Source organism: Oscillospiraceae bacterium (assembly GCA_035353335.1).
Taxonomy (GTDB): domain Bacteria; phylum Bacillota; class Clostridia; order Oscillospirales; family JAKOTC01; genus DAOPZJ01.
Genome location: DAOPZJ010000006.1, coordinates 1 through 14,645, shown reverse-complemented (window position 1 = coordinate 14,645; position 14,645 = coordinate 1). Strand labels below are relative to the sequence as shown.

Genomic DNA, 14,645 nt, shown 5'->3' with positions numbered 1-14,645 from the left:
ATGGAAGAACTGCAAAACGGAAACAATATAAAGCGCGAAGAAAAATACGGCGCGGAACAAATTGAGGTTCTGGAGGGGCTTGAGGCCGTCCGGAAACGCCCGGGCATGTACATCGGGTCGACGGGCCCGCGCGGCCTGCACCATTTGGTCTATGAGATCGTAGACAACTCGATTGATGAAGTCCTCGGCGGCTACTGCACTCAGATCGACGTCAAAATTTTGCCCGGAAACATCATCAGCGTCGTCGACAACGGGCGCGGAATCCCGGTCGGAATTCAGCCGAAGCTCGGCATCTCGGCGGCCACGGTCGTCTTTACGGTGCTGCATGCGGGCGGCAAGTTCGGCGGCGGCGGGTATGGGTTCTCCGGCGGTCTGCACGGCGTCGGCGCCTCGGTCGTCAATGCCCTTTCCGAGTGGTTTGAGCTCGAGGTCTGCGTCGATGGAAAGAAGTATTTTCAGCGGTTTGAACGCGGCACCCCGGTTGAGGCGCTCAAAGAGATCGGGAACAGCGACTGCACCGGAACCAAGCAGGTTTTCAAAGCGGACGGACAAGTTTTCGAAACGCTTGAATATGATTATGAAATTTTACTGAACCGGTTCCGCGAACAGGCCTTTTTGAATGCGGGCGTACGCGTTGTCTTTACCGATGAACGAGACCCCGGGAACACCCGCACCGAGACGCTGCACTACGAGGGCGGAATCAAGAGCTTCGTCGCGCATTTGAACAGCTTAAAAAATTCCGAACTGACCCACCCCGACGTGGTCTATTTCTGCTGTGAGGAGAACGGCAACCAGGCCGAGATCGCGATGCAGTATACGGACAGCTACAACGAGACCATTCTGTCCTTTGCGAACGACATTCACACGCCCGAGGGCGGCACCCATGAAAACGGTTTCAAAGCGGCCCTGACCCGCGCGTTCAACGACTACGGCCGCAAATACGGGCTTTTAAAAGAGGCCGATAAAAACCTGTCGGGCGAGGATGTGCGCGAGGGCATCACCGCGGTCGTCAGCGTCAAGGTCAAGGAGGCCCAGTTCGAGGGCCAGACCAAGCAAAAACTCGGCAACACCGAGATCACTGCGCTCGTCAGCAATTTGACTTATAATAAGCTGATGACCTACTTTGAGGAAAACCCGGCGGTCGCGAAAGCCGTATTTTCAAAGTCGCTGATGGCGGCCAGGGCCAGGGAAGCCGCTCGTAAGGCGCGCGAGGCCGAACGGCGCAAGACTGCGCTTGACGGCGCTGCGCTGCCCGGCAAGCTGACAGACTGCATCAACCGCGACAGCGAGAACACCGAGGTGTTCATTGTCGAGGGCGATTCGGCAGGAGGCTCGGCCAAGCAGGGGCGCGACGCCTACACGCAGGCGATTCTGCCGCTGTGGGGCAAGATGCTGAACGTCGAGAAGGCGCGCATCGACCGGGTCTACGGAAACGAGAAGCTGATGCCCATCGTCACGGCGCTCGGAACCGGCGTCGGCTCCGATTTCGATCTGCTGAAACTCCGTTACGGCAAGGTTATTTTGATGGCCGATGCCGATGTCGACGGAAGCCATATCCGAACCTTGTTATTAACCTTCTTGTTCCGATATATGAGGCCGTTGATTGACGCGGGGCATGTCTATATCGCGCAGCCTCCGTTATTCCGGGTGCAAAAGGGCAAGCGGGTCAAGTATGCCTTCTCCGACGAGGAACGCGACCGGATTATGAAAGAGATGGACGATGAAGTCAAGACCGGCAAGACGGACGTCCAGCGCTATAAAGGTCTCGGCGAGATGGACGCGCACCAACTCTGGGAGACGACCATGGACCCCGCGACCCGGACGATTTTGAAAGTTGAACTTGCGGACGCAATCTCCGCCGATCAGGTGTTTTCGATGCTGATGGGCGAAAACGTAGAGCCGAGGCGTGATTTTATCGAGAAGAACGCGAAGTACGTCAAGAATCTGGACATTTAGGGAAAGGAGCGTAAAGAACGGTTATGGAAAATAACAATAATAACGAGAATAATAACAATATTAACAACGAAAACAAAGATCTGCCCGAGCAGGATGAGATTGTGACCGCCGACGGTGAGATCATGCATGCGGCGAGAACCATTCCGGTTGAGCTCCAATCCGAGATGAAGCAGTCCTTTTTGGACTATTCGATGTCGGTCATCGTGGCCCGTGCGCTCCCCGATGTGCGAGACGGCTTGAAACCGGTGCACAGGCGCGTTTTGTATGCAATGTACGACACGCATCTGACCTCCGACCACCCCTATTCCAAATCGGTCGCGACGGTCGGCGAAGTGTTGAAATATTACCATCCGCACGGCGACGTCGGGGTCTATGACACACTGGTGCGCATGGCGCAGGATTTTTCGCTGCGCTATCCGCTGATCGACGGGCACGGCAACTTCGGCTCCGTGGACGGCGACCCGCCCGCGGCGATGCGTTATACCGAAGCCAGAATGGCCAAGCTGTCGAATCAAATGCTTGAAAACATTGAAAAAGAAACCGTGGATTTTGTCCCGAACTTCGACGGCTCCAAAGAAGAACCCTCCTGCCTGCCCTCCCGGTTCCCGAATTTGCTCGTGAACGGGTCGGTCGGCATCGCGGTCGGCATGGCGACCAACATCCCGCCGCATAATCTCGGCGAGGTCATCGACGCGATTGACTATCTGATCGATCACCCCGAAGCCGAGATGGACGATTTGACGAAACACATCAAGGGCCCGGATTTCCCGACAGGGGGCATCATCATGGGCCGTTCCGGTATCCGTCAGGCCTATGCGACCGGACGCGGCAAGATCACGCTGCGCGGCAAGGCCGAGATCGTCGAAAAGGGCAACAAGAACCAGATCATCATTACCGAGATTCCGTATATGGTCAACAAGAGCCGCCTGGTCGAGAGCATCGCCGAGCTGCACAAGACCAAGCGCATCGAGGGGCTTTCGGGCCTTGTCGACGCATCGGATAAAAAGGGCATGAAGATCATCATCGACGTCAAGCGCGACGCCTCCGCCGAAGTCGTTCTGAACCGGCTGTATTCCTACAGCCAATTGCAGGACACGGTCGGCGTGATCATGCTGGCGCTTGTAAACGGCGTCCCGCGTATTTTGACGTTAAAACAGATGCTGGAAAACTATCTCGATTTCCAGATCGAGATCATCACCCGGCGCACGCAATATGACCTGCGCAAGGCCGAAGAGCGCATCCACATCTTAAAAGGGCTGCTCAAAGCGCTTGATTTTATCGACGAGGTCATCGCCATTTTGCGTGCTTCGAGGAATATCCCCGAAGGCAAACAGCGTTTGATGGAGCGGTTTGAATTCGACGACGTCCAGGCGGACGCGATTGTCGCGATGCGCTTCGGACAGCTGACAGGCCTTGAACGCAGTAAAATTCTCGACGAGACCGGCGAGCTTGAAGTTAAGATTGCCGATTATAAGGACATACTGGCCAATCACAACCGCGTAACGGGCATCATCAAAGAGGAGCTCGGCGCGATCAAGGCCAAATTCGGCGACGAACGCCGCACCGCCATCGAAAATGTCTCGGGCGAAGTCGATGTGGAATCGTTGATTCCGGTCGAGGACTGCGTCGTCACGCGGACATTATTCGGGTATGTCAAGCGGCTTCCGGTCGATACCTACCGCAGCCAGAACCGCGGCGGACGCGGAATTTCCGGTATGACGCGGCGCGAGGAGGACTATGCCAACGAACTGTTTGTGGCCTCAAGCCATGACAAGCTGGCGTTTGTCACCGACCGGGGCCGCATCTTTAAGCTGAAATGCTTCGAAATCCCCGAGACCTCGCGCAATTCAAAAGGGACGAATGCGATCAACCTGCTTCAGCTGAAGACGGACGAAAAAGTCGCCGCGATGCTGATGGTGCCCGAGGAAGAAGAGGGGCTGCATTTCGTCTTTGTCACGCGGAAAGGTATTATCAAGCGCACGGCGCTCTCCGAATTCGCCAACGTCCGGCGCAGCGGCATCATCGCGCTTTCGATCGACGAGGGCGACGCGCTGGCCTGGGCCTCGGTGAGCCGCGGCGACGACGAATTTATCGTTGCGACCCGCAAGGGCATGGCCATCCGCTTCAAAGAGACCGATGTGCGCGCGATGGGCCGAAACGCCAGAGGCGTCAAAGCGATGACGCTGGACCAGGACGACGAGATCGTCGGACTCGAAAAGATCCGAGAAGGCGCGTCGTTGCTGACCCTGACCGAATCGGGCTACGGCCGCAGAACCGATCCGGATGAATATCGCCTGATCCGCCGCGGCGGAAAGGGCGTCACAAACTACAAACAAATTGACACGAGGGGCCTCGTCACCGGCATCAAAATGGTGGACGACTCCGACGATGTGATCATGATCACCGACAGCGGGGTGATTTTACGCACGTCCGCCGAACAGATCAGTACGCAGAGCCGTTACGGCGGCGGTGTGACCGTGATGCGGGTCGATGAGGGCTGCAAGGTCGTCACCATCACGACAGCACCGAAAGAAGAGACCAATGAACCGACCGAAGACGAAGAGGCGGATAAGACCGTCAGCGAGGAAGAGAGAAGTGAGGCGAATGAACAAAACGGAGATTAGCGGACTTTTGGCGCTTTTTTTCGCCGCGCTGCTGGTGTTTTCCGGCTGCGGAGCGAAGATTCCGAAAGAGATCGAGGCGTTTTCCCTGCCCTTTGCCGACGAGAACATCGTCACGACTTTCAGCCCTGTGCTCCCGCAGCAAAGATACAAGGTGCTGAAAAGCGAGAATCAGCGGCTGATGTATAAAGCCATGCTGCTTGCAATCAAAGATCAAGCGGCCGAGACGCCTGCGATTCCCGGCGATCTGACCGACGATGAAGCCTCGGCTGTTTACGATGCCGTCTCCGATGATTACCCGCAGTTCTTCGAACCGTCCCTGACCTATAAAATTGTGCGCGAACAGACAAGCAGCGGCAAGGTCAGGAGCGTTTTGTGCCAGCTGAACTATATCGAAAGCGACCCGGGCAAAGCTGCTGCGAGGCGGCAGGCGTTCTATGATGCGGTCAACAAGATTTTGGCCGATTCCGTTTCCATAACCGATCCTCTGCAGAGAGAACGGTTTTTCTATGAAAAAACGATATTCGCAGCAAAGTATGATTACAAGCAGGCTGATTTACTCAATATCGACCTGAATACACACACGGCTTACGGGACTCTCGTCGCCGGCAAGGCGGTCTGCGACGGTTATGCAAAGGCGTTCGCGCTTTTATGTAATTACGGCGGGATCGAGGCATGGACCGAGAGCGGGTATTTTGAGGGAACTTCCCACGCCTGGAACGGCGTAAAAATCGACGGAAAGGTCTATTACTGCGATCCGACCGTCGACGACGCGGAGAGCCGCTATTACGGCGAAGATAAGAATGTGATGATCAATCCCGATAACCCCGTTACCCTTACCACATTACCCGATGCGGCAACCATGCTCTATTTTAACCTGACCCGTGCCGAAATGAGCGTCAATCACGTCTTTAAGTCAGAGTCGTATCCGGAGGACGCCGTAGACAGCTCGGCGGTTACAAAAAACGTTTTACCCCGATTTTCGGATAAAAACGAACTCTCCGGATGGATGACGCAGACCCTCTCAGGCGCGCAGGCCGGCTCCGGTTATGCGGTCGCGGTGGACTTTTCGATCGGTAAAAGCGAGTTTGCTTCACTGATTTCAAGCGCCGGCGTCACAAGCACCTGCCTGTTTGTGCAAAACGGCGCCAATACAAGATACTATATCTACGTCATATAACGAATTTTTCCCTTTTAAAGAAAGGTTTTTCAGACCGGTATAAATCCCTCAGAGATGAAAGGAAAGAACAATATGAACAACTCGGAAAAGACCATGGATAAAATCGTCGCCCTGTGCAAGGGACGCGGTTTTGTCTACGCGGGCTCGGAGATTTACGGCGGGCTTTCGAACACCTGGGACTACGGCCCTCTCGGCGTCGAGCTGAAAAACAACATCAAAAACGCCTGGTGGAAGAAATTTGTCAGCCGCAGCGAATATAACGTCGGTTTGGACAGCGCGATTTTGATGAATCCGGAGGTGTGGGTCGCGACCGGCCATGTCGGCGGCTTCTCCGATCCGCTCATCGACTGCAAGGCCTGCAAGACCCGCCACCGTGCCGATAAATTGATCGAGGATACCGGCGTCATTCCCGCGGGCTGGGACGACAAACAGATCATGGACTACATCCGCGAACATAAAATCGCCTGCCCTTCCTGCGGCGCATGCGATTTCACCGACATCCGCAAGTTTAATTTGATGTTCAAAACCTTTCAGGGCGTCACCGAAGACAGCAAGAGCGAGATTTATTTGCGCCCCGAGACCGCGCAGGGCATCTTCGTCAATTTCGCCAATATCGCCAGAACCTGCCGCAAAAAGCTGCCGTTCGGCGTCGGACAGATCGGAAAATCGTTCCGCAACGAGATCACGCCGGGCAACTTCATTTTCCGCGTGCGTGAATTCGAGCAGATGGAACTCGAATTTTTCTGCAAACCGGGCACCGATCTCGACTGGTTCACGTACTGGCGGGCATTTTGCCGCGACTGGCTGCTTGCCATCGGTCTGAAAATCGAGAATCTGCGTCTGCGCGACCACGATCCGAAGGAACTCTGCTTCTATTCCAAGGCGACCACCGATATCGAGTTTTTATATCCGTTCGGCTGGGGCGAACTCTGGGGTATCGCCGACCGCACCGATTATGATTTATCACGCCATTCCGAACACAGCGGAAAGACGCTCGAATACTTCGACCCCGAGACCAACGAAAAAGTCGTGCCTTATGTCATCGAGCCGTCGCTCGGTGTCGAGCGCACCTTCCTTGCGGTGGTGTGCGACGCCTATGACGAGGAGACCGACGAGAAGGGCGAGACCCGTGTGGTCATGCGGCTCGCGCCCGCGCTCGCGCCGTTCAAAGCAGCCGTCTTGCCGCTTTCAAAGAAACTGGCAGAGCCCGCAGGAAAGATTTTCGACGACCTGCGCGACGAGTTCAACTGCGATTACGACGACGCCGGCTCCATCGGCAAGCGCTACCGCCGTCAGGACGAGATCGGCACTCCGGTCTGCGTGACTTATGATTTCGAGAGTGAGACCGACGGCTGCGTGACCGTCCGTGACCGCGACACGATGGCGCAGAAGAGAATTCCGATTGCGGAATTAGCGAGATATATTCACGAGCAGATTAAGTTTTGAATACTTAGTAACAGTTAGCAGTTAATAATAAAAAGTGACATTTCAAGCGGCGAATTTGTGCCAATGAAATGTCACTTCGCTTTATAAAAATATTATTATTCTAAGAAGAACGCCAGCGGTTGTGGGCAGCCCGCCCTGCAATTCTTTAAATTGAAAAGAAAATCCCCCGACAGGTCTTCTGCCGAGGGTTTCGTTTGTCTTATTTGTTTTCAGCTGTCGGAATCGGGAGAGGACAAATCCTCGTTCAGGTCGATGTCGAACGAATCCTCGTCACTCCAATCCGGGATATAGGAGTCGCCTTCGGTGGTGTTGAGCTTAGCCGAAAAATCCCGGATCACCTTTGCCATCAGCGCGATGATGCCTATTGCGGCCAAAAGCGCTGCGACAAGGCCGAAAACCAGGCCGGAACGATTTTTTTCTTTCATGAACAACCCCTCCTTCTAAAGAGTATTTTATCATAGTGTTCCCACAATTACAAGTATTTTTGCAAATTGAGTAATTTCTTTCGGATTTTTTTACCCATGCACTCATTCGTTATTTCCCGATATCGGTTTAACTGAACCGCGGGATTTACATTGCATTTTAATATAAACTTTACGCCCGTTGTTGGAGAACATCAAAGAAACAGGTGTTCAATGAAGATTTTGGCGCCGATTGCGACTAAAATCAGGCCGCCGAGGATTCGGGCGCCGCGGCAGATGCGTTTTCCGAGCAGCTTGCCGCCGAACGCGCCCGCGAGTGAGAGCAAAAAGGTCACGACGCCGATGGTCGCCACGGTCAATAGGATATTATCTGTCATCGCTGCAAGGCCGATACCTACAGCCAACGCATCAATCGCCGTCGCAACCGCCTGAATGAAAATGATTTTAGCCGATAGCCTGACTTCGCAGGCGTCCGGGTTTTTCCTTGCGTCAACGAGCATTTTGACGCCGAGCGCTGAAAGCAGCGCAAATGCGATCCAATGGTCGATGCCGCTGATGAGATTATAAAACGCCGTTCCGAGCAGAAGCCCGATCAAAGGAAAGACCATCTGAGCCACGCCGTAAGAACCCGCCATTGCAAAATTCTGTTTCACCGACGGCTTCGCGGTCAGACCGTTCAGAACAGAGACCGCAAAAGCATCCATCGCAAGGCCGAGGGCCAAAATGAGTATTTCCCAATAACGCAATACGAAATCCTCCGAGACGTGTGATTGAACAGGATCATTGCACTGCCGACAGACGGAAAATTTTCAGATTACGGACAAAAAAGCCGCGGTCCGCCTTCAATCTGACAGCGGGCATTATTGTAACATAAAAGCCCGCTGCGCACAAGTACTCCTTTGCCCTGCGTTTCATATACTGTGGCAAATCGGCATCGCCGAGCCGGTTTGAATCCGGAACTTCAGCAAAAGGATGGCCATAACGATGAAAAAACAAACCAGCGGAATCATCCTGACCTCGGTCACTTATGCGATCCGGGCAAAAGAGATTCTTTTACGATATCACATCAAAGCCCTATGCGAGAAATTGCCCGCGAGCGTCACCGGCTGCGGCTGCGGATACGGCCTTCGGGTTTATTGTGACGAACAGACCGCCGTAGCGGTGCTTGAATCGGAAGGCATTCAGGTGAAAGGAAATTATACGCCCTCGGAGGAATACATCCAACCCTGCCAATGACCCCTGTCCCGCGGGTTGTGCCGCATATGATGCAGCGTTGACGGCGCGGCATCGACGCTGCGTGATCCCCTTTGCCCAAATATCGTTATAAGGGAGTACATACATATGATATATCTTGACAATGCGGCTACGACTTATCCGAAGCCGTACAGTGTGGTCAACGCGGTCCGGGAGTCATTTTTACAATATGGGGCAAATCCCGGCCGGGGCGGCTACCGGATGTCAATGGACACCGCGGAAAAAATTTTTCGTGTCCGTGAAAATTTGTCGAAGACCTTTCGCTGCGGAGCGCCCGAACGGGTGGTATTCACCCAGAACTGCACGCATGCGCTCAATCTTGCGATGAAGTGCTTTTTGCCCCGCGGCGCGCACATCGTGATCTCCGACCGGGAGCACAACGCGGTCATGCGCCCTCTGGAGGCGATGCAGGCCGAAGGACTGATAACCTACAGCATCGCCAACATTGGCCGGGATGTGCCGAACGCAGCCGCGTATTTCGCCCGGAAAATCACTCAGAATACCGCCGCACTGCTGTGCGTTCACACCTCAAACGTCGACGGGCAGGTGATGCCGATCGCCGAGATCGGGAGGCTTGCCGTGAAATTCGGGATGCTGTTCATCGTGGATGCCGCACAGGCCGCAGGAAACGCGGTAATCGATATGGCCGCGGACGGGATCGATCTGCTTTGCATGCCTGGGCATAAAGGCCTGTACGGGCCTACGGGGTGCGGCGTGCTGCTCATCCGGGACCGGGCGCCGGTTCGGACGCTGACAGAGGGCGGTACCGGGACCGACTCGATGTTAAAAAAGCAGCCGATGCAGCTGCCTGAGGCGCTCGAGAGCGGGACGATGGCCGTCAATTCGATCCTCGGGCTCGGTGAGGGCCTGCGGTTCGTCAACGAACTCGGCGCGGGAAATATCGGCGAACACGAACGTCAACTGCGCAAAGAACTCGTCGAAAAAACCGAAGGGCTTTCGGGATTGAAAATTTATGAGCCGACCAGGTCTTCGGGAATCTATCTGTTCAATTTCGAAGGCATGTGCTGTGAGCGGACGGCGGCAGAACTCGAAAAAGAGGACATCGCCGTGCGCGCGGGCCTGCACTGCGCGCCGAGCGCGCATGAAGTGCTCGGGACACTGCCCGACGGCGCGGTTCGCATCAGTTTCGGCGTCTTCAACGACCGCGAGCAAGTCAGCAAAACGGCTTCGGCGCTTTGGAAGATTTCCAAGAATGTGTGAATTCCGTATATATGTTACAAAAAGGTGTAAAGCTGATAATACAGTTCGTATGTTTTTGTTTATCAGGTTTACATAATTGATGTGGAAAACTTTTTGAATGTTTTGAAAATTATTTAAAAAAGACGAAGACATGCGGGTTTTCGGGCATGTAAAATTATTATGTAAACCAAGTCGATAATTATGTAAACCGGTGTATAATACAAATCGGAAAAAACACGGAAAATGGCTTTGTTATGCGGTCATGTTTCGGAAATGAAACAGGCGGTGTATATCGGTGTTTAGGAAACGGAGCAGATAAACCGCGATATAAAGCCAAAAAAACTTTCCACATAGGGATGTGGAAAGTTTTTAATATACAGAATTCGGTAACATTTATACATCGAAAGCTGTCGAAATCGGCTGTCGCGTTATGTCATTTTTTGAGGTTGTCTTTGCATGGGCTTTTTCCGTGTAAAAATTCTCCGACCCGCTCGAGCACGTCGGCACAGGTGCCGAAGTTTTTGTCCGCTCCCGTCACCCGGTAATCGAAGCGGCTGACATAGAACTTGGTCTCATCGGCGAGTTTATCGAGCGTCCTCCGGACGTTTTGAAACATCGCGTCGCTCATGTCGCGATAGGTGTTGTTGTCGAGTTCCTTTTCGCAGGCGGCGAGTTGGCGGGCATAATGGTGCATGCAGAGGCTGCCCTTTTTCGAAAACAGCTCCCGGAAATCCTCACGCCGTTTCCAAAGCACTGCGACGCCCGCTTCGAAATTTTCCATATGGCCCGACATGCGGCGGCAGATAAAGCAGTCTGCGTCGAGTTCGGTCATTTTAGTCGCAAGAGAACCCTTGCCCTTTTTAGGGTTGTTTTTTTCGAGATAGACGTTTTGAATTTCACGCAGGTGGCTTTCGAGCATCACCGCAACCGAAAAGCGGCTTCGGGCATTGATGAGCTTTGAATAGTGGTCGGCGCAGAAACCGCGTGCGTCGGTTTCCATTCGGATGCATTCGACCATCATGTTGCCGTCGAGCAGCCGGTCCACCTCATAGGCATCGGCTTCGCGCTCGAAACTGCAGTGCGGGCAGCCCTTTGCCTCTTCGTAATGGCGGACGATGACGGCGGTGTCGACGGTCTCTTTCGGCATGTCAATCCTCTTCCTTTTTGACGGGGAACAGTTTCTGCAGCAGCCAGGTCAGGAAAATGATGATGCCGATGATGCAGAAGATTCCGAGCATCCCGTACCCCATGACGCGCAGGGATATGCCGAGGTTTTGGGCGGCGTCGATGGGCTGAGCGGCAGCCGTTGCAGTTTGAGCGGCGGTCTCAACGCTTTGAACGATGCTTTGGGCGACACTTTGAGCGATAAAAAAGTTATGCATATTCTTTTCTTACCTTCCTTCCGTTCACTTGACTAAGGCGCTGACCAGCTTGATGACCAGTCCGCCGGCGATGACCGAGGCGATCTGGCCGGAGGCGTTTGCGCCGGCGGCGTGCATCAGCAGGAAGTTCTGCGGGTCTTCCTTGAGGCCCATCTTATGGATGACGCGTGAAGACATCGGGAAGGCCGAAATGCCTGCAGCGCCGATCATCGGGTTGACTTTGTTCTTCATGAACAGGTTGAGGAATTTGGCGAAGAACACGCCCGCGGCGGAATCGAAGATAAAGGCGACAAGGCCGAGGCCCATGATGAGCAGCGTCTTCCACGCGAGGAAGGCCTCCGCCTGCATTTTGAAAGCGACCGTGATGCCGAGCAAAAGCGTGATGATATTGGCGAAATCCTTCTGCGCCGTATCGGAAAGCGAGCCGAGCACGCCGCATTCGCGGATCAGGTTGCCGAACATCAAAAATCCGACGAGCGCGACAGAGGTCGGGGCGATGATGCCGGCGACGATGGTGACTGCGATCGGGAAGATGATGCGGACGGCCTTGGAGACCGACTTCTTTTCATAGTGCATCCGGATCAGACGCTCTTTGCGGGTGGTGCAGAGGCGGATGACCGGCGGTTGTATGATCGGAACAAGCGCCATATAGGAATAAGCGGCGACCATAATCGGGCCGGTAAACTGCGATTTAAAATACTGCGCGACATAAATGGAAGTGGGGCCGTCCGCCGCGCCGATGATGCCGATGGCCGCAGCGTCTTTGAGCGGGAAGAAGAGCGAGGCGACCGTGATTGTGGCGAAGATGCCGAACTGGGCAGCGCCGCCGAATAAAAACAGTTTGGGGTTGGAGAGCAGCGGGCCGAAGTCCATCATCGCGCCGATGCCGATGAACAGAAGCAGCGGCATGAGTTCTCCGATTTCGATGCCGATATTAAATAACCGCTGAATGGCGCCCGTGACAACGCTTCCGTTGGCATCGAGCTGGTCGATGACGCCGGAAAGCGGCAGGTTGACCAAAATTGCGCCGAAACCCATCGGGAGCAAAAGCGCCGGTTCCATGTCTTTGTTGATGGCCAGATAGATCAAAATGCCGCCGATGACCCACATGGCGATCATCTTGGCCCACTGTTCGCCGGACACCTGCGAAAAAGATGAGAAAAGTCCGTTGATTAATTCCTGCAAAAAAGTCACTCCCAAAACGAGATACGGACATTATACAACAAATTTTGCGATTTGCAAAGAGCGAGAGCGTATTTTAAAAAAAATTGAGTATAGAAAACAATGGGTATCTCAGGTAAAATTGACATACAGTAAAAATTACTATAAGATAAACAAAGAACAAACGGAGGCAGAGATATGGATATGCCCAAAAATCAGGCAAAAAAGCATTCAAAGCGGATTTTAATCGCAGTATTAACGATGTTATTGACATTTGGGCTGTTCGGATGCGGAGCAAATGAAAAAGGAAGCATTGTATCGACGGTCTCCGAACCGGTGAAAAGCAGTGTGGGAAGTATGGTGACTGACAGCAAACAGACATCGAAGAATTATTATACGACTTCACTGCCATATACCGATGAATACCATCTGATTCACAGCACACCGATTTTCGATTACTATACCACGCTCGTCGGACTTGCCGATAAAAACGGTAAAGTTATTTTTAATATCGAATACCGCGGCATCGGCGTGACTGAAAACAGATACTTTATTCTGTGTAAACCGGACGTTCGTCAATTTCACGGGGATGTCTATATCATTATCGGGCCGGATGGGAATGAGGTTGGCAGGTACAGTTACATAAGCTGTCAAGCGGTGAATGAAAACGGTATAGACGCATATTATGAAGCATCATATTATGGCGGAAAACCGATTGCACCATATAAGGCAAACAACGATTATGCGGACGGAGCCGAGAAATATTGGTTATTGGACGAAATTTTTCAACCGCTCGGTGAGAGTTATGATTCGATGGAACTGTTTGAAGACGGGGCGGCAGCCACGAAGGACGGTTCTTATTATGTTCTCGATAAGGGCGGAAACATCACCGAGAAAAAAGAAGCCGGTGTCATTAAGACGTTATATGACAAGTATCAGCTGACGATATGGTACATTTCCTGGTACGATGGTAATGTCCGGTACGGACTCCTTGACAAAACCGGCAAAACGATTTATGAACAAAAATATTGCCGGATCGAAATGCCGTTTGAGGATCGGGTGGTGCTATTTATCGGTAATAACCAGAGCGGTACAGAGAGGTCAGCGTCGCTGGCTGATGCCAACGGAAATATGATCAATACGCAATATAACTCGATCACCTATTTGGTGGCGAAGGACGGATATATCGGAATCGCACAGAGTTTCGGGCCGAATTCGGAAGTAGAAATCGGCTGTAAGGAAGCGGGTTGCTGGCTGGTCGATAAGGATGGGAAGCGGGTCAGCGAAAAATATAAACAGATTGGCAATTATATCAACGATTTAGACGGTTGGTTGTATATCAATTCCGAAGACACAGCGTCACCGCTGTTGCTGCAAAAAGAAGACGGCACGATCAAAACCGTGCCGCTCCCTGAGGTGTTGATTCCGTTACATTAAAGCCGCGATTAAGAGGGTGTCGGAGAGGCGTTTTAACAAGATCGGGGTCTCGGTGACCGGAAGCGGGTTTTTACCCTTGCCGATTTCGAAGGTGAACGCGGGGCGGTCGAATTCGCGGATGAACCAGTCCTTGAATCCTCCGTGAGAAGCGATCCCCTCGGGCTCGGCGAGCGTATAATTACAGGAAATGGCGAGGATATGCGCCATGACTTCGGCGTGTTTGGGGAGTGTATCGCCATAGCGCCAATAGATCTCCTCGCCCTGACTGTGAAGTGAAACGGCTTGGCGGGGATTGAATTCGTGACAGAGGCTGACAATCGCGCGGGTCTCGGGCTCGCTCTCGGGAAACGGGCCGCCGAATCGACGCGGAGACGGCCCGTCGATGCCGCAGTCTTTTTCAAGCCGCCGAAGCTCCGGCCAGCCCGCGTCAAAATTGTGATTGAGGTCGACGCCGTTGAGGTTGCAGTTGAAAATCGCGGGATCGCCGCCGCATATTTCGGCCAATGCCGAGCGGTCGAGCGGCGACAATACCCCGCTGCCGAAAGTGATCTCGGTGCCGTCGGGGTTGTGACAGGGTACGGCGACA

At 53.5% G+C, this 14,645-nt stretch carries 13 protein-coding genes; 7 read left to right on the top strand and 6 right to left on the bottom strand.

Features of this window, described 5'->3' with window-relative positions:
• The 4 genes from gyrB to PKH29_02505 all read left to right on the top strand — a co-directional run bounded on the left by gyrB (position 1) and on the right by PKH29_02505 (position 7,203).
• Complete coding sequence (gene gyrB / locus PKH29_02520) at positions 1–1,956, top strand: DNA topoisomerase (ATP-hydrolyzing) subunit B (GenBank protein ID HNX13709.1); 1,956 nt, start codon at positions 1–3, stop codon at positions 1,954–1,956.
• Positions 1,957–2,078: 122 nt separating this feature from the next.
• Positions 2,079–4,580: a DNA gyrase subunit A gene (gene gyrA, locus PKH29_02515; GenBank protein ID HNX13708.1), complete on the top strand. Its 2,502-nt coding sequence runs from the start codon at positions 2,079–2,081 to the stop codon at positions 4,578–4,580.
• Entirely contained in the window at positions 4,561–5,757 is a 1,197-nt protein-coding gene (locus PKH29_02510; protein HNX13707.1) for a transglutaminase domain-containing protein, read from the top strand. Before gyrA ends, PKH29_02510 begins: the two co-directional genes overlap by 20 nt.
• Before the next feature lie 72 nt (positions 5,758–5,829).
• Positions 5,830–7,203, top strand: a complete 1,374-nt coding sequence (locus PKH29_02505) for a glycine--tRNA ligase (GenBank protein HNX13706.1) — start codon at positions 5,830–5,832, stop codon at positions 7,201–7,203.
• 209 nt (positions 7,204–7,412) lie between these two features.
• Here PKH29_02505 and PKH29_02500 read toward each other — a convergent pair whose 3' ends face one another.
• Together PKH29_02500 and PKH29_02495 are read right to left on the bottom strand one after the other, a co-directional pair.
• The gene (locus PKH29_02500) at positions 7,413–7,628 is read right to left on the bottom strand and encodes a hypothetical protein (protein HNX13705.1); all 216 of its coding nucleotides are present in this window, start codon (positions 7,626–7,628) and stop codon (positions 7,413–7,415) included.
• Between the two features lie 191 nt (positions 7,629–7,819).
• Positions 7,820–8,371, bottom strand: coding sequence for a manganese efflux pump MntP family protein (locus tag PKH29_02495; protein HNX13704.1), 552 nt, complete (start codon positions 8,369–8,371; stop codon positions 7,820–7,822).
• Positions 8,372–8,609: 238 nt separating this feature from the next.
• Between PKH29_02495 and PKH29_02490 the strand changes: the two genes are divergently transcribed.
• Positions 8,610–8,861: a DUF3343 domain-containing protein gene (locus PKH29_02490; protein HNX13703.1), complete on the top strand. Its 252-nt coding sequence runs from the start codon at positions 8,610–8,612 to the stop codon at positions 8,859–8,861.
• 105 nt (positions 8,862–8,966) lie between these two features.
• Complete coding sequence (locus PKH29_02485; GenBank protein HNX13702.1) at positions 8,967–10,100, top strand: aminotransferase class V-fold PLP-dependent enzyme; 1,134 nt, start codon at positions 8,967–8,969, stop codon at positions 10,098–10,100.
• A 412-nt stretch (positions 10,101–10,512) separates the two neighbouring features.
• Here the strand turns inward: PKH29_02485 and PKH29_02480 are convergent, their stop codons facing one another.
• Genes PKH29_02480 through PKH29_02470 form a run of 3 tightly spaced genes read right to left on the bottom strand, consistent with a single transcriptional unit; the run spans position 10,513 to position 12,580 of the window.
• The gene (locus tag PKH29_02480; protein HNX13701.1) at positions 10,513–11,226 is read right to left on the bottom strand and encodes a DUF6062 family protein; all 714 of its coding nucleotides are present in this window, start codon (positions 11,224–11,226) and stop codon (positions 10,513–10,515) included.
• 1 nt (position 11,227) lies between these two features.
• Positions 11,228–11,461 carry a hypothetical protein gene (locus PKH29_02475; GenBank protein HNX13700.1) on the bottom strand — a complete coding sequence of 78 codons (234 nt, stop codon included), beginning with the start codon at positions 11,459–11,461 and terminating at the stop codon, positions 11,228–11,230.
• Between the two features lie 24 nt (positions 11,462–11,485).
• Positions 11,486–12,580: a sodium ion-translocating decarboxylase subunit beta gene (locus tag PKH29_02470; GenBank protein HNX13699.1), complete on the bottom strand. Its 1,095-nt coding sequence runs from the start codon at positions 12,578–12,580 to the stop codon at positions 11,486–11,488.
• Positions 12,581–12,820: 240 nt separating this feature from the next.
• Between PKH29_02470 and PKH29_02465 the strand changes: the two genes are divergently transcribed.
• Positions 12,821–14,059: a hypothetical protein gene (locus PKH29_02465; GenBank protein ID HNX13698.1), complete on the top strand. Its 1,239-nt coding sequence runs from the start codon at positions 12,821–12,823 to the stop codon at positions 14,057–14,059.
• Here the strand turns inward: PKH29_02465 and PKH29_02460 are convergent.
• The coding region (locus PKH29_02460; GenBank protein HNX13697.1) for a M14 family zinc carboxypeptidase at positions 14,051–14,645 on the bottom strand (595 nt) is incomplete at its 5' end. The two genes, PKH29_02465 and PKH29_02460, sit on opposite strands and share 9 nt — an antisense overlap.